At 70.4% G+C, this 21,633-nt stretch carries 19 protein-coding genes; 10 read left to right on the plus strand and 9 right to left on the minus strand.

Going from position 1 to position 21,633, the window contains the following annotated elements; translation table 11 throughout:
* The first annotated feature begins 85 nt into the window (after positions 1–85).
* From mnmG to HZU84_RS04455, 4 genes are read left to right on the plus strand one after another with little or no spacing between them, the layout of a single operon-like run.
* Positions 86–2,083: a tRNA uridine-5-carboxymethylaminomethyl(34) synthesis enzyme MnmG gene (mnmG, locus tag HZU84_RS04440; RefSeq protein WP_149505039.1), complete on the plus strand. Its 1,998-nt coding sequence runs from the start codon at positions 86–88 to the stop codon at positions 2,081–2,083.
* Entirely contained in the window at positions 2,067–2,711 is a 645-nt protein-coding gene (rsmG, locus tag HZU84_RS04445; protein ID WP_149505038.1) for a 16S rRNA (guanine(527)-N(7))-methyltransferase RsmG, read from the plus strand. The genes mnmG and rsmG overlap by 17 nt, the downstream gene beginning before the upstream one ends.
* 16 nt (positions 2,712–2,727) lie before the next feature.
* A complete protein-coding gene (locus HZU84_RS04450) occupies positions 2,728–3,342 on the plus strand; it encodes a LysE family translocator (RefSeq protein ID WP_149505037.1) in 615 nt (204 codons plus the stop codon).
* Between the two features lie 36 nt (positions 3,343–3,378).
* On the plus strand, positions 3,379–4,203 hold the full coding sequence (locus tag HZU84_RS04455) for a ParA family protein (protein ID WP_149505036.1): 825 nt from the start codon (positions 3,379–3,381) through the stop codon (positions 4,201–4,203).
* A gap of 6 nt (positions 4,204–4,209) precedes the next feature.
* Here the strand turns inward: HZU84_RS04455 and HZU84_RS04460 are convergent, their stop codons facing one another.
* Entirely contained in the window at positions 4,210–5,292 is a 1,083-nt protein-coding gene (locus tag HZU84_RS04460) for an MBL fold metallo-hydrolase (RefSeq protein ID WP_149505035.1), read from the minus strand.
* Positions 5,293–5,345: 53 nt separating this feature from the next.
* On the opposite strand from HZU84_RS04460, the gene HZU84_RS04465 reads away from it, so the two are divergent.
* Both HZU84_RS04465 and HZU84_RS04470 read left to right on the plus strand, forming a co-directional pair.
* Positions 5,346–5,765 carry a MerR family transcriptional regulator gene (locus HZU84_RS04465; RefSeq protein WP_149505034.1) on the plus strand — a complete coding sequence of 140 codons (420 nt, stop codon included), beginning with the start codon at positions 5,346–5,348 and terminating at the stop codon, positions 5,763–5,765.
* Complete coding sequence (locus HZU84_RS04470; RefSeq protein WP_149505033.1) at positions 5,762–6,637, plus strand: DMT family transporter; 876 nt, start codon at positions 5,762–5,764, stop codon at positions 6,635–6,637. The genes HZU84_RS04465 and HZU84_RS04470 overlap by 4 nt, the downstream gene beginning before the upstream one ends.
* Here HZU84_RS04470 and HZU84_RS04475 read toward each other — a convergent pair whose 3' ends face one another.
* From HZU84_RS04475 to HZU84_RS04490, 4 genes are read right to left on the minus strand one after another with little or no spacing between them, the layout of a single operon-like run.
* Positions 6,638–7,657, minus strand: a complete 1,020-nt coding sequence (locus HZU84_RS04475; protein ID WP_149505032.1) for a TRAP transporter substrate-binding protein — start codon at positions 7,655–7,657, stop codon at positions 6,638–6,640.
* Between the two features lie 53 nt (positions 7,658–7,710).
* Entirely contained in the window at positions 7,711–9,018 is a 1,308-nt protein-coding gene (locus HZU84_RS04480) for a TRAP transporter large permease (protein ID WP_149505031.1), read from the minus strand.
* 25 nt (positions 9,019–9,043) lie between these two features.
* A complete protein-coding gene (locus tag HZU84_RS04485; RefSeq protein WP_149505030.1) occupies positions 9,044–9,562 on the minus strand; it encodes a TRAP transporter small permease subunit in 519 nt (172 codons plus the stop codon).
* Positions 9,559–10,095, minus strand: coding sequence for a gluconokinase (locus tag HZU84_RS04490; RefSeq protein WP_244954370.1), 537 nt, complete (start codon positions 10,093–10,095; stop codon positions 9,559–9,561). The genes HZU84_RS04485 and HZU84_RS04490 overlap by 4 nt, the downstream gene beginning before the upstream one ends.
* Before the next feature lie 188 nt (positions 10,096–10,283).
* Here HZU84_RS04490 and gntR point away from each other — a divergent pair, with 188 nt between their 5' ends.
* Positions 10,284–11,318 carry an HTH-type transcriptional regulator GntR gene (gene gntR, locus HZU84_RS04495; RefSeq protein WP_149505029.1) on the plus strand — a complete coding sequence of 345 codons (1,035 nt, stop codon included), beginning with the start codon at positions 10,284–10,286 and terminating at the stop codon, positions 11,316–11,318.
* A gap of 30 nt (positions 11,319–11,348) precedes the next feature.
* Here gntR and HZU84_RS04500 read toward each other — a convergent pair whose 3' ends face one another.
* Complete coding sequence (locus HZU84_RS04500; protein WP_149505028.1) at positions 11,349–11,843, minus strand: Lrp/AsnC family transcriptional regulator; 495 nt, start codon at positions 11,841–11,843, stop codon at positions 11,349–11,351.
* A 127-nt stretch (positions 11,844–11,970) separates the two neighbouring features.
* On the opposite strand from HZU84_RS04500, the gene HZU84_RS04505 reads away from it, so the two are divergent.
* Positions 11,971–15,633, plus strand: a complete 3,663-nt coding sequence (locus HZU84_RS04505; RefSeq protein WP_149505027.1) for an indolepyruvate ferredoxin oxidoreductase family protein — start codon at positions 11,971–11,973, stop codon at positions 15,631–15,633.
* A gap of 26 nt (positions 15,634–15,659) precedes the next feature.
* Here HZU84_RS04505 and HZU84_RS04510 read toward each other — a convergent pair whose 3' ends face one another.
* On the minus strand, positions 15,660–16,019 hold the full coding sequence (locus tag HZU84_RS04510) for a hypothetical protein (protein ID WP_149505026.1): 360 nt from the start codon (positions 16,017–16,019) through the stop codon (positions 15,660–15,662).
* 163 nt (positions 16,020–16,182) lie between these two features.
* Between HZU84_RS04510 and HZU84_RS04515 the strand changes: the two genes are divergently transcribed.
* Positions 16,183–17,298: a 3-deoxy-7-phosphoheptulonate synthase gene (locus HZU84_RS04515; protein ID WP_149505025.1), complete on the plus strand. Its 1,116-nt coding sequence runs from the start codon at positions 16,183–16,185 to the stop codon at positions 17,296–17,298.
* 20 nt (positions 17,299–17,318) lie between these two features.
* On the opposite strand, the gene HZU84_RS04520 is transcribed toward HZU84_RS04515, so the two are convergent.
* Positions 17,319–19,523, minus strand: coding sequence for an EAL domain-containing protein (locus tag HZU84_RS04520; RefSeq protein WP_244954369.1), 2,205 nt, complete (start codon positions 19,521–19,523; stop codon positions 17,319–17,321).
* Between the two features lie 209 nt (positions 19,524–19,732).
* On the opposite strand from HZU84_RS04520, the gene HZU84_RS04530 reads away from it, so the two are divergent.
* Positions 19,733–21,067, plus strand: a complete 1,335-nt coding sequence (locus HZU84_RS04530) for a leucine-rich repeat-containing protein kinase family protein (protein WP_149505023.1) — start codon at positions 19,733–19,735, stop codon at positions 21,065–21,067.
* On the opposite strand, the gene HZU84_RS04535 is transcribed toward HZU84_RS04530, so the two are convergent.
* On the minus strand, positions 21,033–21,623 hold the full coding sequence (locus HZU84_RS04535; RefSeq protein WP_244954368.1) for a tRNA-uridine aminocarboxypropyltransferase: 591 nt from the start codon (positions 21,621–21,623) through the stop codon (positions 21,033–21,035). The genes HZU84_RS04530 and HZU84_RS04535 overlap by 35 nt on opposite strands.
* Positions 21,624–21,633 lie beyond the last annotated feature (10 nt).

Consider the following 21,633-nt stretch of genomic DNA (forward strand, 5'->3'; position numbering starts at 1 on the left):
CCGATGCTGACGCGGAACGCGGTCAAACCTAGAATAGAAGGTTTGTCCGCGCGCCCCGCGCGGGCCCCATTTCAGGGAGCCCGTGATGCTCTACCCCCAGGAATTTGACGTCATCGTCGTCGGCGGCGGCCACGCCGGCACCGAGGCCGCACTGGCCGCTGCCCGCATGGGCTGCGCCACGCTGCTGCTGACCCACAACATCGAGACCCTCGGCCAGATGAGCTGCAACCCGTCGATCGGCGGGATCGGCAAGGGCCATCTGGTCAAGGAAGTCGACGCCCTCGGCGGCGCGATGGCGCTGGCCACCGACGAGGGCGGCATCCAGTTCCGCATCCTCAACTCGAGCAAGGGCCCGGCCGTGCGCGCCACCCGCGCGCAGGCCGACCGCATCCTCTACAAGGCCGCGATCCGCCGCCGCCTGGAGAACCAGCCCAACCTGTCGATCTTCCAGCAGGCGGTCGACGACCTGATGGTCGAGGGCGATGGCGAGGGCGCGCGCGTGGTCGGCGCGGTCACGCAGATCGGCATCCGCTTCAAGGCGCGGGCGGTCGTGCTGACCGCCGGCACCTTCCTGGACGGCAAGGTCCATGTCGGCCTGCAGAACCACCCGGCCGGCCGCGCGGGCGACCCGCCCGCGGTGAGCCTCTCAAGCCGGCTGAAGGAGCTGAAGCTGCCGCAGGGGCGCCTGAAGACCGGCACGCCGCCGCGCATCGACGGCCGCTCGATCGACTTCTCGAAGTGCGAGGAACAGCCCGGCGATCTCGACCCGGTGCCGGTGTTCAGCTTCCTCGGCTCGGCCGACCAGCATCCGCGCCAGGTGCCGTGCTGGATCACGCACACCAATCTGCGCACGCACGAGATCCTGCGCAGCGGCTTCGACCGCAGCCCGATGTTCACCGGCGTGATCGAAGGCGTGGGCCCGCGCTACTGCCCGTCGATCGAGGACAAGATCAACCGCTTCGCCGACAAGGACTCGCACCAGATCTTCCTGGAGCCCGAGAGCCTGACGACGACCGAGTTCTATCCGAACGGCGTCTCGACCTCGCTGCCCTTCGACGTGCAGCTGGCGGCCATCCGCTCGATGGCGGGCCTGGAGAACGCCTACATCACCCGCCCCGGCTACGCGATCGAGTACGACTACTTCGACCCGCGCGAGCTGCAGTCGAGCTTCGAGACCAAGGCGATCCGCGGCCTCTATTTCGCCGGCCAGATCAACGGCACGACCGGCTACGAGGAAGCCGCCGCGCAGGGCCTGTTCGCCGGCATCAATGCCGCGCTGCAGGTGCGCGAGCAGGGCCCCTTCACGCTGCGCCGCGACCAGGCCTATCTGGGCGTGATGGTCGACGACCTGATCACCAAGGGCGTGACCGAGCCCTATCGCATGTTCACCAGCCGCGCCGAGTTCCGGCTGCAGCTGCGCGAGGACAACGCCGACCTGCGCCTGACCGAGCTGGGCCGCGCCATCGGGCTGATCGACGACGCCCGCTGGGACGCCTTCAACCGCAAGCGCGACGCCATCGCGCGCGAGAGCGAGCGGCTGAAGTCGACCTGGGTCTTCCCGGCCATCCTGCCGGCCGAGGCGGCCGAGCCGCTGCTGGGCAAGGCGATCGAGCGCGAATACAGCCTGGCCGACCTGTTGCGCCGCCCCGACATCACGCACGACACACTGACCCAGGTGATGCAGACCGCCGACCGGTACCGCCCGAACCCGGCCCCGGAACTGATCATTTCACGTGAAACGCTTCGGACCCAGCTCGGCGCGACGCTGGCCGACGCGGTGATCGAGCAGGTCGAGATCGCCACCAAGTACGCCGGCTACATCGACAAGCAGAACGACGAGGTGCAGCGTGCCAGCCAGTACGAGCACCTGAAGCTGCCGCCCGAGCTGGACTACGCCCAGGTCACCGCACTGTCCTTCGAGGTCAGGCAGAAGCTCGACCGCCACCGCCCGGAAACGCTGGGCCAGGCCTCGCGCATCTCCGGTGTCACGCCGGCGGCCATCTCGCTGCTGCTGGTCCATCTGAAGAAGAACCGCTTCCGCGGCTTCACCCCCCAAGGAGACGTCGATGTCGATGCGGCCTGAACTTCTGCGCGGCGCCGAGGCGCTCGGCTGCGCGCTCGACGAGGCCCAGGCCGATCGCCTGCTCGGCTACCTGGACCTGATGGCGCGCTGGAACAAGGTCTACAACCTGACCGCGCTGCGCGACCCGGCGCAGATGCTGACCCACCATCTGCTCGACAGCCTGGCGGTGGTCGCACCGCTGCGGCGCCACCGTGCGCAGGCGCCCGGCGCGGACACGCTGCTGGACGTCGGCAGCGGCGGCGGCCTGCCCGGCGTGGTGCTGGCCGCCACCGATGCGGCGCTGAAGGTGACCTGCGTCGACGCGGTGCAGAAGAAGGCGACCTTCGTGCGCCAGGTCGCCGCCGAGCTGCGTCTGCCCAATCTGCAGGCGCTGCACGCCCGCGTCGAGACGATCACGACGCAGCGCTGGCCGGTGGTCACCGCACGCGCCTTCGCCTCGCTGCCCGACATCGTCGCGCTCACCCGGCCGCTGCTGGCCGAGGGCGGCGTCTGGATGGCCATGAAGGGCCAGCATCCGGCCGACGAGATCGCCGCGCTGCCGGCGGACATCGAGGTCTTCGCGATCGAGCCGCTGACGGTGCCGGGCCTCGGCGCCGAGCGCTGCATCGTCTGGATGCGGCCGCGCTGAGCGGCCGAGCCTCGCCATGCACGGCATCGCCGACTTCTGGGCCTTCTGCGCCGCCATCGTCGTCTTCCTGGCGCTGCCGGGGCCGGGCACCTTCGCGCTGCTGGGCGCGACCTCGAAAGGCGGCTTCAGGGCGGGCGCGGCGGCCACCCTGGGCCTGATCCTGGGCGACCAGATCCTGCTGTGGCTGGCGGTGGCCGGCGTGGCGGCAGTGCTGGCGGCGCATCCGGCCTGGTTCGAGGCGATCCGCTGGGCTGGCGCTGGCTACCTGGGCTGGATCGGCTGGAAGCTGCTGCGGGCCCGCGCGGGCGAAGCCGCCAGCCCGGTCGAGATCACGCCTGGCCGCTACCTGCGCCAGGCGCTGCTGATCACCGTGCTGAACCCGAAGGCCATCGTGTTCTACATGGCCTTCTTCCCGCTCTTCATCGATCCGGCTCGTCACCAGGGCCTGCCGACCTACGCAGCGATGGCGCTGACGATCGCGCTGATCACCGCGCTCTGGTGCCTGACGCTGTGTGCCTTCGCCGAGCGCATCGCTGCGCGGGTGCGTGCGCATGCGCGCATCGGACTGGCCTTGCAGCGCCTCGCCGGCCTGTGCATGATCGGCTTCGGCCTGCGCCTGCTGCGCAGCTGAGGCCGCCACAAGAACCCCATCCTCTCTCCACGACCCATGGCACGCATCTTCTGCATCGCGAACCAGAAAGGTGGCGTCGGCAAGACGACCACCACCGTCAATCTGGCCGCCGGTCTGGTCCGCATCGGCCAGCGCGTGCTGGTGGTCGACCTCGACCCGCAGGGCAACACCACGATGGGCTCGGGCCTGGACAAGCGTGCGCTCGAGGCGACCGTCTATGACGTGCTGATCGGCGCGGCGCCGGCCGCCGACGCGATCCAGCATGTCGAACGGGTCGGCTACGACGTGCTCGGCGCCAACCGCGAGCTGGCGGGCGCCGAGGTCGAGCTGGTCGAGATCGATCAGCGCGACCGCCGGCTCAAGCTCGCGCTGGCCGAGGTGCAGGACGACTACGACTTCATCCTGATCGACTGCCCGCCCTCGCTGAGCCTGCTGACCCTCAACGGCCTGACCTGTGCGCACGGCGTGATCGTGCCGATGCAGTGCGAGTACTTCGCGCTGGAGGGCCTGTCGGACCTGGTCAACTCGATCAAGCAGGTGCACGCCAACCTGAACCGCGAGCTGCACCTGATCGGCCTGCTGCGGGTGATGTTCGACCCGCGCATGACGCTGCAGCAGCAGGTCAGCGACCAGCTGCAGGCGCACTTCGGCGACAAGGTCTTCAAGACCATCATCCCGCGCAATGTGCGCCTGGCCGAGGCGCCCAGCTACGGCCTGCCCGGCGTGATCTTCGATCCGACCGCCAAGGGCTCGCTGGCCTTCATCGAGTTCGCGCGCGAGATGGTCGAGCGGGTCGGCCTGCACGGCGGCCGGGGCAGCGCTGCGCCAGCGCCCGCACCGACCGCGAAGCGCAAGGCCTGAGCGCGCTCAGGCCGGCGCGAAGCGCCAGACGCCGTCGGCGCCGCGCAGCCGGCGCAGATCGCCCGACAGCCACAGCGCATGCAGATGCGCGATCGCCTCGCCCATCGCAAAGGTGGTCTGATGCAGGTCGAGCGCACGCCGGAACAGCACCGGCAGGATGTCCGAGGCCGAGCACGGCGCCTGCGCGCAGGCGCGCAGCACATCGGCCAGCCGCTCCTCATGGTGCTGCTGCAGCTGCGCGATGCGCTCGTGCAGGCCGCGGAAGGGCTTGCCGTGCGAAGGCAGCACCAGCGTCGTCGCCGGCAGCCGGCGCATGCGCTCCAGCGAGGCCAGGTAGAGCGGCAACGGATCGGCCTCGGGCTCCAGGTCGATCACGCTGACATTGGTCGAGATGCGCGGCAGCACCATGTCGCCGGAGATCAGCAGGCCCAGCGCCTCGCAGTGCAGGCTGATGTGCTCGGGCGAGTGGCCGTGGCCGGCATGGCAGGTCCAGACATGCTCGCCGATGCGCAGCGCCTGGCCGTCCATCAGCCGGCGGAACTGGCCCGGCACCTCCGGCACCATGCTGCCGTAGTAGTTGCCGCGCTCGCGCACCTTCTGCTGCGCGACCGGATCGACCAGGCCGTGGCTGCCGAAGAAGGCCGCCGCCGCCTCGCCGCCGAAGCCGGTGGTCTGGCGCGAGGCGGTGCGCGCGGCGTTCCAGTCGGTGGCGCTGATCCACAGCCGGCAGGGCTGCTCGGGGGTGCTCCAGCGCTGGGTGATCCAGTGCGCCAGACCGATGTGGTCCGGGTGCATGTGGGTGACGATGACCCGCAGCACCGGCAGACCGTCGAGCCCCTCGGCGAAGATCTGCTCCCAGGCCTGGCGGGTGACATCGCTGGTGATGCCGCAGTCGACCACCGCCCAGCCCTCGCGGCCGTCGGGACCGACCTCGCGGTCGCGCAGCAGCCACAGGTTGATGTGGTCCAGCGCGAAGGGCAGTCCCATGCGCACCCAGCGCACGCCCGGCGCGATCTCCAGCGTCGTGCCGGTGGCCGGCAGCTGGTCGCCGAAGGGATAGGAGAGCTGATGTTCCAGCGGATTGGCCATGGAGAACTCCGGGCTAGACTATGACTTACGTTAACGTCAACGGCAGTGTATCCATGACCTCCCCCGCCCGAGATGTCGCGCCGGCGACTTACACCATCAGCGAGCTGGCCGCCGAGTTCGACATCACCCCGCGCGCGATCCGCTTCTACGAGGACATGGGCCTGCTGGACCCGGCGCGCGACGGCCGCAACCGCGTCTACTCGGTGCGCGACCGCACCCGGCTGAAGCTGACGCTGCGCGGCAAGCGCCTGGGCCTGAGCCTGCAGGAGATCCGCCAGCTGGTGGACATGTACGAATCGCCCTCGGACACGGTGCAGCAGCTCACCGCCTTTCTCGCGATCCTGCAGACGCACCGCGACCAGCTCACGCAGCAGCTCGAGGACATCCGGGTCACGCTCGAGGAGATCGAGCAGCACGAGGACCGCGCGCGTGCACTGCTGGCCGAAGCCGGCCACGGCGACGCGGCGCCATGAAGCCGCGCGATCTGCTCGACCTGACGCTGCTGGCCGCGCTCTGGGGCGGCTCCTTCCTGTTCATGCGCTATGCGGTGCCGGACTTCGGCGTGGTGCCGCTGATCTGGCTGCGCGTCGCGCTGGCCAGCATCTGCCTGCTGCCGCTGCTGCTGATGAAGGGTCAGCTCGGCGCGCTGCGCGAACGCGCCGGCGCGGTGGCGGTGATGGGCCTGTTCAACTCCGGCCTGCCCTTCCTGCTGATCGCCTGGGCCACGCTGTCGATCACCGCCGGACTGGCCTCGATCATGAACGCGATGACACCGGTCTGCACCGCGGTGATCGGCGCGATCTGGCTCGGCGACCGGCTGGACGGGCGCCGGAGTCTGGGGCTGCTGCTCGGGCTGGCCGGCGTGGCGCTGCTGGCGGCCGACAAGGCGGATTTCCGTCCCGGCGGCTCGGGCTGGGCGATCGTGGCGATGCTGCTGGCCACCGCCTGCTACGGCTTCGCGGCCAATCACACCCGCCGCTACCTGCAGGGCGTGCCGGCGCTGGTCAATGCCACCGGCACGCAGCTGGTGTCGGCGCTGGTGCTGCTGCCGCCGGCACTGTGGAGCTGGCCGGAACGCATGCCCGGCCTGGGCCCGTGGCTGGCCGCGCTGGTGCTGGGCGTGGCCTGCTCGGCGCTGGCCTATCTGCTGTTCTTCCGGCTGATCGCGCGGGTCGGCGCCAGCCGGGCGGTCACGGTGACCTTCCTGGTGCCGGTGTTCGGCACGCTGTGGGGCGCCCTGTTCCTGGGCGAGCCGGTCACCGCGTCGATGCTGGCGGGCGGCGCCGTGGTGCTGCTGGGCACCGGGCTGGCCACCGGCGTGATCGGCGGCCAGCGCAGCCCCTGATCACTTCGCCGCGCGCAGCTTCGTCAGCGCCGACTGAGTCTCGTTCCACAGGTCCATGCCGACATTGACGCCAATGCTGGCGTTGACCCGCGTCAGGCGGTCGCGCATGCGCGCGGCCTCGGCCGGCGAGAGTTCGTTGATCTGCATGCCCTTGGCCTTGAGTTCGGCCAGCGCACGGCCGGCCTCCTCGCGGGTGTCCCTGCGCTCGAAGTCGCGGCTGGCGCGTGCGGCGTCCTGCAGCACCTTCTGCTCGGCCGGGCTCAGGCCGTCCCACCACTTCTTGCTGACGGTGATGATCCACGGGCTGTAGACATGGTTGGTCACCGTCAGGTACTTCTGCACCTCATGGAACTTGCTCGACAGGATGGTGTTGTACGGGTTCTCCTGGCCGTCGACCGCCCGGGTCTCCAGCGCCGAGAACAGCTCCGAGAAGGGCATCGGCACCGCGTTGGCGCCCAGGCTGCGGAAGCTCTCGAGGAAGACGTTGTTCTGCATCACCCGCAGCTTCACGCCGTCCAGGTCTTCCAGCTTCGTGACCGGGCGCTTGCTGTTGGTCAGGTTGCGGAAACCGTTCTCCCAGTAGACGAGGCCGACCAGGCCCTTGTCCTGCAGTTTGGCCTTGACCTTCTCGCCGATCGGGCCGTCGAGAATGATGTCGGCCTCCTTCGCGCTGTTGAACAGGAAGGGCGTGTCCCACAGCGCCATCTCCTTGGTGATGCCCACCAGCGTGGCGGTGGAGCCCACCATCATCTCCTGCGCACCGCCGATCAGCGCCTGCTGCATCTGCGTGTCCGGGCCGAGCGCGGCCGAGCCGATCGCACGCACCCGCATCTTGCCGCCGGAGGCCTTCTCGACCTGCTCGGCGAAGAACTTCACCGCACGGCCCTGGTTGCTGTTCTCGTTGAGGCCGTAGCCGAAGCGGATCAGGCGCGGCTTGATGTCCTGCGCGCTGGCCAGCAGCGGAGCGGCAAGGGCAGCCACCGCAGCAGCGGCGACGACGGCACGACGGATCGGATTCATCAGGTTCTCCTTCGGGACAAGGTCAGGGACAGGATCAGGGGGGGCAGAAGCGATCAGCGCATCCACACCAGCGGCGCGGTGACGATCTGCGGGAAGACCACGAACAGGGCCAGGATCAGCGCATAGGTGATCAGGAAGGGATTGACGCCCCGGATCACCTGCGCCAGCGGCATGCGCCCCACCCCGGCCACGACATTGAGCACCGTGCCCACCGGCGGCGTGATCAGGCCGATGGCGCCGTTGAGCACGAACATCAGGCCGAAGTAGACCGGGTCGATGCCGGCCTTGACCGCGATCGGCAGCATCACCGGCGCGAAGATCAGGATGGTGGGCGTCAGATCCAGCGCGGTGCCGATCAGCACCAGGACGATCATCATCACCGCCATCAGCAGCCGCGGACTCTCGACCAGGCCACCCAGCCAGCCGGTCAGCACGCCCGGCAGATCGGCCAGCGTGATCATGTAGCTGGCCACCTGCGCGCCGGCGCACAGGAACATCACCACCGCAGTGGTGCGCCCGGCGTTGACCAGCACCGGCAGCAGCTCGGCCAGACGCATCTCGCGGTGGATGAACAGCGCCACCACCAGCGCGTACATCGCCGCCACCACCGCCGCCTCGGTCGGCGTGAACACGCCGCTCTTCATGCCGCCGATGATGATCAGCGGCATCAGCAGCGCCCAGAAGGCGCGGCCGGTGATCTTCAGGCGCTCGGCCAGCGGCACCTTCGGGTCGGCCGGCAGCTCGATGCCGCGCAGCACCCAGCGCCAGGCCAGGATCAGGCCCGCACCCATGATCAGTCCCGGCACGATGCCCGACAGGAACAACGCCGAGATCGAGGTGTTGGTGGTCACGCCGTAGATCACGAAGGGCATCGACGGCGGAATGATCGGCGCGATGATGCCGCCGGAGGCCAGCAGACCGCCCGAGGTGGGCAGCGGATAGCCGCGGTCACGCATCATCGGCAGCAGGATGGTGGCCAGGGCCGCGGTGTCGGCCAGCGCCGAGCCGCTCATCGAAGCCATCAGCACCGCCGCGCCGATCGCCACATAGCCCAGGCCACCGCGCACATGCCCGACCCAGGCCTGCGCCATGTCGATGATGCGACGGCTGATGCCGCCGGCATTCATCAGCTCGCCGGCCAGCACGAAGAAGGGCACCGCCAGCAGCGCGAAGCTGTCGACGCCGCCCACCAGGTTCTGCGCCAGCAGCTGCGCGTCCCAGAAGCCCAGCACCCAGGCCATGCCGGCGCCGGTCAGCACCAGCGCCAGGCCCATGTTCATGCCGATGCCCATCAGCACCAGCATGCCGACGCAGAAGACGACGAAGGCCTGCGCCTCCGGCGTGAGTCCGAGAAAGTCCATCACGTGATCCTTGACGCGCGGGCGCTCATTCGATGTCGGCCGCGTGGCCGAGGTGCAGCGGCGTGCCGCGCAGCAGCTCGACCAGCGCACAGACGCCGATCACCGCCGAGCACAGCAGCGCCGGCAGCGGCAGCAGCGCCAGCGGATAACCCATCACCGCCGAATGGCTGCCCCAGCCCACCGCCACCTGCTGCCACGCGCCCCAGCCCAGCAGCACGGCGGCCAGCAGCACCAGCAGCCGGATCAGCGCGGTGGCCAGGCGCAGGGCCAGCGGCCGCCCGGCCAGCATCGCCACCAGGCTGGTGAAGGCCATGTGCTCGCCACGCGGATAGGCCGCCGCCGCCCCGATGAAGACCATCCAGACGAAGAGCAGCCGCGAGAGTTCCTCGCTGGCCGCGATGCCGCTGCCGAAGCCGTAGCGCAGCACCACGTTCAGGAAGACCGCCAGCGACATCACCGCCAGGCAGGCCGCCACCGCCCACTGCGCCAGACGCAGCGGCAGCGGCAGCGGGGAAGACGTGTTCGAGGTCGGAGACAGGCTCATGGGCAGACTCCATCGGCAGAAATCGGGGCCGCGACGACTGCCGCGCACAGCTCATCGAGCGGCTGCGTGGCCGACAGCCTCAGCACGTCGGGCTCCAGCGCGGGGTCGGGCCGCTCCAGCGTGGCGAACTGGCTGTCGACCAGGCTGCTGGAGAAGAAATGCGTCGCACGCGACGCCACCCGGCGCAGCGCCTCGTCGCGGTCCAGCTCGAGAAAGACGAAGCGCAGGCCCGGACAGGCCGCACGCAGCCGGTCGCGGTAGGCGCGCTTCAGCGCCGAGCAGCTCAGCACCGCGCCACCCTCCTGCGCCGCATGGCGTCCCAGTTCGGCCCCGAGCCGGTCGAGCCAGCCGGCGCGGTCGGCGTCATCCAGCGCGATGCCCCGGCTCATCTTGGCGCGGCTCTCGACGCTGTGGTGGTCGTCGCCCTCGATCAGCGGCAGCGCCAGCGCCGCGGCCAGCGCCGCGCCCAGGCTGGACTTGCCGCAGCCGGCCACGCCCATGACGACAAAGGTGCGATGTCGGGAATCGGTCATCGGGAAGGAACCGTTCGAATCTCGTGTTTCGGGTCACAGTCCGGATCGCATCTTGGACAGCGCTATCCGAACTGGAAAAACAAAAAGGCGCTCAGGGAGAACCCGTCTGCCGCCTTTATTGGACAGCGCTATCCTAGAAACGCCATGCCACACTTCGCATCCGTGCTAACCCTGATCCTGCCTGCCGCATGAATTCCGATCCCCGCGCCTCCGCCCGCCGCCGCGCCACCGGGCGGGTCACGCTGGCCGATGTCGCCCAGGCCGCGGGCGTCAGCCCGATCACCGTCTCGCGCGCACTGCGCGGCGAGCGTGCGGTCGACCCGGAGCTGGTCGAGCGGGTGCGCGCGGCGGCCACCCGCCTGGGCTATGTGCCCGACCCGGCTGCACGCGCGCTGGCCTCGCAGCGCGGCACGCATGTCGCGGTGCTGATTCCGCTGCTGTCGAACACGCTCTTCGTCGACCTGATCGAGGCGCTGCAGCACACGCTGCGCCCGGCCGGCTACCAGGCGCTGATCGGCATCACCCACTACAACCCGTCCGAGGAGGAGCAGCTGCTGCGCGAGCAGCTGATGCACCGCCCGGCCGGCCTGATCGTCACCGGCCGCAGTCACAGCCCGGCCGCGCAGGCGCTGATCGACGCCAGCGGCGTGCCCTGCGTGCATGTCATGGAGACGATCGACGCGCCCGGCGTGCACAGCGTCGGCTTCTCGCAGAAGGCGGCCGGCGCGGCGGTGGTGCGCCACCTGATCGAGCGCGGGCGCCGGCGCATCGCCTTTGCCGGCGCGCAGCTCGACGCGCGCACGCTGCAGCGCCTGGAGGGCTGGCGCGAGGCGCTGGGCGAGGCCGGCCTGCATGACGCGCGGCTGGAGTGGCTCAATCCGGCGCCGTCATCGATGGCGCTGGGCGCCCGGCTGCTCGAGCAGATCCTGGCGATGAAGCCGGCGGTCGACGCGATCTTCTTCTGCAACGACGACCTGGCGCAGGGCGCGCTGCTGGCGGCGCAGCGGCTGCGGCTGGCGGTGCCGAAGCGGCTGGCCATCGTCGGTTTCAACGACCTGACCGGCAGCGACCAGATGGTGCCGGCGCTGACCACGGTGCGCACGCCGCGCGGCGAGATCGGCCAGCGCGCCGCGCAGATGCTGCTGACGCTGATGCGCGGCGGCACGCCCCCGGAGCGCTGCGTCGACGTCGGCTTCGAGCTGGTGGTGCGCGAGAGCAGCTGAGGCGCCCCGGCACTTGCACGCTTGCACGCTTCAGGCCGCCGGCACCGCCACCGGCAGCCGCGCCTGCGCCTTGATCTCGCGCAGCACCACGCTCGAGCGCACATGGGTCACGCCGGGCAGGCGGAACATGGTGTCGTGCAGGAAGCGCTCGTAGGTCTTGATGTCCGACACCAGCACCCGCAGCACATAGTCGCTCTGGCCGGTGGTGCTGTAGCCGCTGACGATCTGCGGGCAGGCGGCCACCGCACGCTCGAAGCGCTGCACCGTCTCCTCGGTGTGCGGCGCCAGATTGACCTCGGCGATCACGCACAGCGACAGCCCCGCCTTCTCGCGGTCGACGGTGACGGTGTAGCCGGTGACCACGCCGCGCGCCTCCAGCTCGCGCAGCCGCTTCCAGCACGAGGTCGAGGACATGCCGACCCGCTCGGCGATCTGCGCCACCGACTGGCGCGAGTCGCGCTGCAGCTCGTTGAGGATCAGCGCGTCGCGCCGATCCAGCCTGTCGGGCTGATCCGGACTGTCCATTCATCGCTCTCCGCAGCAATCGGAATGCCTGTTCTCGAATCGGCGATCCTGCGCGAAACGAAAGAACGACGCTACCGGCATCGATCCCTAGAGTCATCCGGCATCAGGACAAGAACCGGAGACACAGATGAACGCCCCTTTGCCCGCACACACGCTGCTGCGCCCCGAGGTCAGGCTGGAGGACGCGCTGCTGGCGCGCGGCGGCACGGTGCTGCTCAGCGGCACGCAGGCGCTGGTGCGGCTGCCGCTGATGCAGCGCGCCGCGGACGCCGCACGCGGCCTGGACAGCGCCGGCTTCGTCAGCGGCTACCGCGGCTCGCCGCTCGGCCAGGTCGACCAGCAGGTCTGGAAGGCGAAGGCCGCCTATGAGGCGGCCGGCGTGCGCTTCCTGCCGGCGATCAACGAGGAGCTGGCCGCCACCGCGGTGCTGGGCACGCAGCGCGTCGAAGCCGATCCGCAGCGCGAGGTCGAAGGCGTGTTCGCGCTCTGGTACGGCAAGGGGCCCGGCGTGGACCGCGCCGGCGACGCGCTGCACCACGGCAACGCCTACGGCGCCTCGCCGCACGGCGGCGTGCTGGTGGTGGCCGGCGACGACCACGGCTGCGTGTCCTCATCGATGCCGCACCAGAGCGACCGCGTCTTCCAGGCCTGGAAGATGCCGGTGCTGTCGCCGTCCAGCATCGCCGAGCTGATCGAGTTCGGCCTGCACGGCTGGGCGCTGTCGCGCTTCTCGGGCGCCTGGGTCGGCATGACCGCGCTCTCGGAGGTGATCGAGAGCAGCGCCACCGTCGACCTGGACGCGATCGCCCGCGCGGCGGCGCGCTGGCATGACGCCGACACGGTGCGAGCGCGAACCGGCTTCGCGCCGCCGGCCGACGGCCTGCACTACCGCTGGCCCGACCTGCCCTCGCTGGCGATCGAGCAGCGCCTGCACGCCAAGCTCGACGCGGTGCGCGCCTTCGCGCGCGTCAATCCGGTCGACCGGATGGTGATCGAGTCGGCGCAGGCCACGGTCGGCATCGTCACCGTCGGCAAGGCCCATGCGGACCTGATGGAGGTGCTGCGCCGACTCGAGCTGTCGCCGGTGCAGCTCGCCGCAGCCGGCGTGCGGCTCTACAAGGTCGGCCTGAGCTGGCCGGTCGAGCCCACGCGGCTGCGCGCCTTCGCGCACGGCCTGCGCGAAATCCTGGTCATCGAGGAGAAGGCGCCGATCGTCGAGGAACAGCTGCGCGAGCTGCTCTACGCCGCGCCCGCCGACGCCCGGCCGGCGCTGCTCGGCAAGCACGACCGCAGCGGCACGCCGCTGCTGAGCGAGCTGGGCGAGCTGCGCCCCTCCCGGCTGATCGAGCCGGTCGCGGCCTGGCTGGCGGCGCATGACGCGCGGCTGGACCGCCGCACCCTCGTCGTCGATTTCACCATGCCGCGCCTGCCCGCCGGCGCCCCCGAGGCGCCGCGGCGCGCGCCCTGGTTCTGCGCCGGCTGCCCGCACAACCTCTCGACGAAGGTGCCCGAGGGCTCGCGCGCGCAGGCCGGCATCGGCTGCCATTTCATGGCGAGCTGGATGGACCGCGACACCGAGGGCCTGATCCAGATGGGCGGCGAGGGCGTCGACTGGGTCTCGCACGCGATGTTCACCCGCGAGCCGCATGTCTTCCAGAACCTCGGCGACGGCACCTACTACCACTCCGGCTACCTCGCTATCCGGCAGGCGGTGGCGGCGAAAGCGACGCTCACCTACAAGATCCTGTTCAACGACGCGGTGGCGATGACCGGCGGCCAGCCGGTCGACGGCGTGACCAGCCCGGACCGCATCGCCCGCCAGGTCGAGGCCGAGGGCGTGGTGCGCATCGCGCTGCTCAGCGACGACATCGGCCGGTACGACGGCCAGCGCGAGCGCTTTCCCGCCGGCACCACCTTCCACGACCGCGACGCGCTCGACGCGGTGCAGCGCGAGCTGCGCGCCACGAAAGGCGTGACGGTGCTGATCTACGAGCAGACCTGCGCCGCCGAGAAGCGCCGCCGGCGCCGCAAGGGCGAACTGGCGACGCCGCCGCGCCGGCTGCACATCCACCCCGGCGTCTGCGAGGGCTGCGGCGACTGCAGCGCGCAGTCCAACTGCGTCGCGGTGCAGCCGATCGACACGCCGATGGGCCGCAAGCGCCGCATCGACGCCTCGGCCTGCAACCTCGACGAGTCCTGCGCCCAGGGCTTCTGCCCGAGCTTCGTCGGCCTGGTGGGCGCCACGCCCCGGCGGCGGCGCGGCGCGCTGGGCGACGCGACCGGCGCCGGCAGCGACTTCCGCCGCCGGGTCGACGCGCTGCCCGCACCGGCCATGCCCGACACGCTCGGCGACGCGCCCTGGGACCTGCTGGTCACCGGGGTCGGCGGCACCGGCGTCATCACCGTCGGCATGCTGATCGCGATGGCCGCGCATCTGGAGGGACGTGCGGCCAGCGTGCTCGACTTCATGGGCTTCGCGCAGAAGGGCGGCGCGGTGCTGAGCTTCGTGCGCCTGGCCGACCGTCCGGAGGTGCTGCATCAGGTGCGCATCGACGCGCAGCAGGCCGACGCGCTGCTGGCCTGCGATCTGGTGGTCGGCGCCTCGCCCGAGGCGCTGCAGACGCTGCGCCATGGCCGCACCCGGGTGGTGGCCAATCTGCACGAGGCGCCGGTGGCCTCGACGATGCAGCAGCCCGACGCACGCGTGCCGGTCGACGACCTGCGCCGCCGGCTGACGCTGGCCGCAGGCGACGACCGGGTCGACACGCTCGACGCGCAGCAGCTCGCCGAAGGCTTTCTCGGCGACGCGATCGTCTCCAACATCGTCGCACTCGGCTTTGCCTGGCAGCGCGGGCTGGTGCCCGTCGGCCGCGCCGCGCTGGAACGCGCGATCGAACTCAACGGCGTGGCGGTCGAGGCCAACCGGGCCGCCTTCGCGCTCGGCCGGCTGGCCGCAGGCGACGCCGAGGGCTGCCGCGCGCTGCTCGGCACCGCCGCCGACGCGCCCGCCCCGGCCGAGACGCTCGACGCGCTGATCGCCCGCGGCACCGCGCACCTGCGCGCCTACCAGAACGCCGCCTGGGCCGCACGCTGGCGCGAACGCGTCGAGCAGGTGCGCGCCTTCGAGGCCGCGCTGCCCCCGCTGTCGTCGCCGCCAAACCCTCCGGACGACCCGCTCCGTCATTCCCGCGAAGGCGGGAACCCACCCGCCGCCGCCCTGCCCTTGCCCCTCACCCGCACCATCGCCACCCAGCTGCTGCGCCTGATGAGCGTGAAGGACGAATACGAGGTCGCGCGGCTGCTGAGCGACCCGGCCTTCGTCGACAGCCTGAAGGCGCAGTACGAGGGCGACTGGCGGCTGGAATTCCACCTCGCGCCGCCGTGGCTGGGCACGAGGAAGCGCCGCTTCGACGCGCGCTGGATGCAGCCGCTGCTGCGGCTGCTGGCGCACGGCCGCATCTTGCGCGGCCGCTGGCTCGATCCCTTCGGCCACAGCGCCGAGCGCCGCGGCGAGCGTGCGCTGCTCGCCGCCTACGAGGCGCGGGTGGACGCGCTGATCGAGGCGCTGCGCCAGGACGCCGCGCCGGCACGGCGCCGGCTGGCGCAGCAGATCGCCGCGGTGCCGGCGACGATCCGCGGCTACGGCCATGTGCGCCAGCGCCACCAGGCCATCGCCCAGGCGCAGGAGGCCGAGCTGCTGCACCGGCTCGACCCGGCGCGCCATCCGAAGCCGGCGGGCAGCGCGCAGGCCGGGCAGTTCCGGGGCATCGCGATCAGCGCGGCCCGCTGACCGAGTACACCGACCCGGCGCCGTCTTCAGCCGCGCGGCGAGCGCGCCAGCCGATAGCTCATGTAGTTGCCCTGCAGCAGCTGCGAGTACTGGCAGCTCTGCGCATGGCCGCGCGCGCAGTAGGTGTCGAAATAGGCCAGGCCGTTGTAGAAGGCGTCGCAGTCGCGCCAGTAGCTGTTGACCGCGCAGCCGTAGCCGGCGGTGTCGGTGCTGACGTAGTACTGGTAGAGCGCCAGGTCGGAGACCGGCGGCGCGCTGCCGCCACCCGAAGCCGGCGGCGGACTGCTGGCCGCGTCGTCCCCGCCGCCGCCCCCGCAGCCGGACAACGCCAGCGCAAGCAGCAGTACCAGAGGACGGATCAGGCGCCGGGGGTGGGGGGTGGACATGGCTGCGCTCCTCGTCAGGCCGATGGATCGGCTCATTTGAAAAATATCGATGAATCAGAAAAATATCACGACGTTCTTCACATGGGAGCAATGATTCCTGACGTGGCGCCTGCAGCGATGTCCGGACACGACAGCGCAGCACCCGGCCGCGCACAATCTCGCCATGAACACCCTCGACGATCCCCGCCACGACCGTGAAGCCGGCTCGCGCCGCAGCACCCACGACACCACCCGCATCGACGACACCCGCATCGATGCGGTGCGACCCCTGATCACGCCGGCGCTGCTGCACGAGCGGCTGCCGGTCGGCGAGACCGCGCAGGCGCTGGTCGAGCAGGCACGCAGCGAGATCGCCGACGTGCTGCACGGCCGCGATGACCGGCTGGTCGTCGTCGTCGGGCCCTGCTCGATCCACGACCATGCTCAGGCGATGGAATACGCCGCGCGCCTGAAGCCGCTGGCCGACGCGCTGCGCGGCGAGCTGCTGGTGGTGATGCGCGTCTACTTCGAGAAGCCGCGCACCACGGTGGGCTGGAAGGGCTACATCAACGACCCGCACCTGGACGGCAGCTTCGCGATCAACGAGGGCCTGGAGCGCGCCCGCGCGCTGCTGCTCGACATCCTCGGCGCCGGCCTGCCGGCGGCCACCGAGTTCCTCGACCTGCTCAGCCCGCAGTACATCGCCGAGCTGATCTCCTGGGGCGCGATCGGCGCACGCACCACCGAGAGCCAGAGCCACCGCCAGCTCGCCTCCGGCCTGAGCTGCCCGGTCGGCTTCAAGAACGGCACCGACGGCAGCATCCGCATCGCCGCCGACGCCATCCTGGCCGCCAGCGCGCCGCACGCCTTCATGGGCATGACCAAGATGGGCGTGGCCGCCGTCTTCGAGACCCGCGGCAACGAGGACTGCCATGTCATCCTGCGCGGCGGCTCGAAGGGCCCGAACCACGGCGCCGCCGACGTCGACGCCGCCTGCGCGATGCTGAAGGCCTCGGGCCTGCGCGAGCAGGTGATGATCGACCTGTCGCACGCCAACAGCAGCAAGCAGCACCGCCGCCAGATCGAGGTCGCCGAAGACCTCGCCGCGCGCATCGCCGCCGGCGACCAGCGCATCACCGGCGTGATGATCGAGAGCCACCTGGAAGAAGGTCGGCAGGACCTGGTCGCCGGCCAGCCGCTGAAGCACGGCGTGTCGATCACCGACGCCTGCATCAGCTTCGAGCAGACCGCGCCGGTGCTGCGCAGGCTGGCCGAGGCGGTGCGCGCGCGCCGCGGCTGATCGGCCGCGACATCAGGACATCAGCGGGCAGTGTCGAGCAGCGCACCCGCCAGGGCCTGGCCCAGCACCGCCGCGAAGGGCTCGGGGCGGTGCAGCAGATGGCCCTGGGCAAAGTCGATGCCCAGCTCGCGGAGCTGCTCGAGCACGCCAGGCGCCTCGACGAACTCGGCCACCGTCGTCATCCCGACCACCTGCGCGATGTCGCGGAAGCACCGCACCGTCGCCAGGTCCAGCGCATCGCGGCCCAGCTCGCGGATGAACTGGCCGTCGATCTTCAGCACATCCACCGGCAGCGTCTTCAGATAGCCGAAGGACGAGGCCCCGGCGCCGAAGTCGTCCAGCGCGATGCGGATGCCCAGCGCGCGCATCGCCGCCATGAAGCGCGCAGCATCATGCGGCCGGGTGATCGCCGCGGTCTCGGTGACCTCGAAGCACAGCACCTGCACATCGAAGCGGGCCTCGCGCACCAGGTCGGTCACATAGTCGCGAAAGCCCCCGTCGCTGAGCGACTGGCCCGACAGATTGACCGCGACGCGCTCGGGGTGCAGCCCGGCGACGGCCGCCCGGTCCAGCTGTGCAAACACCTGCCGCACCACCCAGCGATCGATGCGGGCGGCCAGCTGGAAGCGCTCCGCCGCCGGCAGGAAATGGCCGGGCAGCACCAGCGCGCCGTCGTCGTCGTCACGCAGCCGCAGCAGCACCTCGCAGTGCAGGCCGCCGTCCTGGCGGCCGATCGGCAGGATGCGCTGCGCGTGCAGCTCGAAGCGGTCCTCGTCGAGCGCCTGCTCGAGCCGGCGCGCCCAGTGCATCTGACCCTGGTGCCGGCGCAGCGTCTCGTCGGTGTCGAACCAGAGGTGGACCCGGTTGCGCCCGGCCTCCTTGGCGACATAGCAGGCCGAATCGGCGGCCTGCATCACCGCATCGGCCTGGCGCCAGCGGGCATCCAGCGGCACCAGGCCGATGCTCGCTCCCACCCGGAAGCGCCGGCCGTCATGCACGAAGCGGAATTCCTCCATGCGCTCGCAGATCAGCTGCGCGACACGCTGCGCCTGATGAATGCCGCAGCGCTCCAGCAGCACGCCGAACTCGTCACCGCCCAGACGCGCCAGCGTGTCGCCCGGGCGCACGCAGTCGCCCAGCAGCTGGCCGATCTGCAGCAGCAGCCGATCTCCGGTCGGGTGGCCGCAGGCATCGTTGATCAGCTTGAACTGGTCCAGATCGAGATAGAGCAGCGCATGGCGGGTGCCCTCCTCGCGCGAACGCTGCAGCACCTGCTGCAGGCGCCGGTCGAACTCGCCGCGGTTGAGCAGACCGGTCAGCAGATCGTGACTGGCACGCCAGCGCATCTCGCGGTCGAGCCGGCGCTGCTCGGTCACATCATGAAAGACCAGCACCACGCCGGACAACCGCCCCTGCGCATCATGGATGGGCGCAGCCGAATCCTCGATGCCGCATTCGTCGCCGCTGCGGGAGATCAGCCGCATCGGCTGGCTGCCGCGCACCGCACGGCGCTCGGCCAGACAGCGGTGCAGGGGATGCAGGCAGAGCGGCAGGCCCTGCTCCTCGTCGACCGGCTGGTAGACCGCCTCGACCGGCAGGCCCTGCGCGGCCCCATGACACCAGCCGGTCATGCGTTCGGCCGCCGGATTCATCCACAGCACATGGCCACCAGCATCGGTGGTGATGACCGCATCGGCGATCGAATGCAGCGTGACCTGCAGCAGTTCGCTGCGGTCATGCAAGGCATCGACGGTGCAGTGCACCTGCGCCCGCAGCTCGATCGTGCGCGCCGCCTGGGCGGCGATCTGCTCCAGGCAGGACAGCGCCTGCGCCCCGAGCAGGCCCGGCTGCGGATCACAGACGCAGAGGGCGCCGATGACCTGCCCGTCCGACAGCCGCAGCGGCACGCCGGCATAAGCCCGCATCGCCATCAGCGGACCGGGCACGCTCGCACCCGACGAGGGCTTGAGTTCCAGCGCGTGCACATCCTCGATCACCTTGGCACGACCGGCGCGGGCTGTCATCGCGCACAGCGACAGGTCGGCAGCCACCTGACTCAGCCCCGTCAACCCATGCACCGACTTGAACCAGATGCGATCCTGCTCAGGATCGAGCAGCCCCAGCAGCGCGACCGGTCGGCCGCAGACATCGGCCGCCAGGCAGGTCAGCGCATCGAAATACGGCTCGGGCACCGTGTCGAGAATCCGAAGTGAGCGCAATGACAAGGGATGATCGTGCTGCACGACGGGCAGGGGAGCAGAACAAGACATGAACAGTTCCGGGACTCAGGACGGCAAGGTTGATCGCGTCAGCCAGGTACAGCACTGATCCACGGGCCGAGTGTGTCCGCAAATGAAGAAATTCCCGTTTCCGCCATTGTTCCTGTTATGTGAACAAATTGCTAATAAATCAAAAAATGATCAATCCTTTGAACATGATCAAACCAGAATCCACGCTGGCGGCGCTGCGGCGCGGCGACCTGGCCGGCGCACGCCGGCTCGACCTGCGCGGCTGCGGTCTCGAGCAACTGCCCGAAGAGGTCTTCGCGCTGGCCGACACGCTCGAGGAACTCGATCTCGGCGACAACCGGCTGAGCGCGCTGCCCGCCGAGCTGCCGCGCCTGCACCGGCTGCGGGTGATCTTCGGCTCGGGCAACCCGTTCACCGCGCTACCGGAAGTGCTCGGAGCCTGTGGACAACTTTCGATGGTCGGCTTCCGTGGCTGCCGGATCGACACCGTTTCCGGCGCAGCGCTGCCGCCGGCGCTGCGCTGGCTGATCCTGACCGACAACCGCATTGCACAGCTGCCGGACACGCTGGCTGAACGCCCATATCTGGAAAAACTGATGCTGGCCGGCAACCGCCTCGCGGCCCTGCCCGACCTGTCCGCCAGCCCGCATCTGGCGCTGCTGCGCCTGGCCGCGAACCGCTTTTCCACTGTCCCCGACTGGCTGGTCAGACACCCTGGTCTGGCCTGGCTGGCACTGTCCGGAAATCCATTTATCCACAGACTTGTCCACAGACCTTCATCGCCTGACATCGCCACGCTATCCCCTTGTCAGATCGAGGAAGACCAGCTTCTTGGCGAAGGTGCTTCCGGACTTATCCACAGGGCATGGCTGCACGAGCATGCGACGATTCCGGCCCGCCCGGTCGCGCTCAAGCGCTTCAAGGCAGCGATGACCAGCGACGGCCTGCCCGACTGCGAACAGGCCGCCTGCCTGGCCGCTGCCGGCCATGCGTCGATCGTCGCCGCCGAGGCCCGGGTCGCCGATGCGCAGGGGCGCACCGAGGCGCTGGTGCTGCCGCTGCTCGGCCCGGAATTCCGCCCGCTGGCCGGCCCGCCGAGCCTCGCCTCCTGCAGTCGCGATGTCTATGTCGACGGTCTGGCCATGCCTGTGGACAAGCTGTGGATAATCCTGTCGTCGATCGCATCCGCAGTCGCCCATCTGCACCGCGTCGGCCTGATGCATGGCGACCTCTACGCCCACAACATCCTGTGGAACGGCGAGGATCGTGCGCTGCTGAGCGACTTCGGCGCCGCCAGCTTCCTGCCCGAGGAGGCCGGACTGCGCGCCGGCCTGGAGCGGCTGGAGGTGCGCGCCTTCGGGCTGCTGGTCGAGGAGCTGCTGCAGCGCGCCGACGATCCGACCGATGCCCGCTGCACCCGCCTTGCCGCGCTGCGCGAGGACTGCCTGCAGCCGGAGGTGGCACGGCGGCCGGCGTTCGGCGAGATCAGCGCGCGGCTCGGGCCTGCCAGCGCGCGATGAAGCGCTCGAAGCCCTCCAGCATCGGCCGGTAGCGCGCCGCATCCTGCTCCAGCTGCGCCAGCGCGGTGCAGACCGCCTCCAGCGTCGAGAGCTGGTCCGCCCGGCGGGCGCGGCGCATCGCACGGTAGCGCGGCGGCGGCAGATCCTGCAGGGCCAGCCGCGGCAGCGCCATCAGCAGCGGGTTGAGGTGCAGCATCTTCAGGCTCTTGCGCCAGGTGGCATCCAGCGCCACCAGCCGGGTCACCGCGCCAGCCTGCGCCCGACAAGGCTCTGCAGACGGCTCGGGAAGTAACCTGAATTTCGTGTTTTCCACAGCCTGCGGCGATGTCGGCGGCATCGGCGTCTGTGGATAAAGCAGCCAGGCGCCCGCACCAAGCCACTCCGACAGCGCCTGCGCATCGAAGCGCTCGCCGATCTCGAGCCGCACCCGTGCCAGACCGAGCGCCAGCAGCGCCACGCTGTTCTTCGCCTCGTGAGCCTCCAGCGGATGCTGCAGGATCAGCACCTCGATGCGGTTGTCCACAGGCGTCACCAGATCGCACAGGCAGGCGGACACCGGCCGGGCG

Source organism: Sphaerotilus sulfidivorans (assembly GCF_013426975.1).
GTDB lineage: Bacteria > Pseudomonadota > Gammaproteobacteria > Burkholderiales > Burkholderiaceae_C > Sphaerotilus > Sphaerotilus sulfidivorans.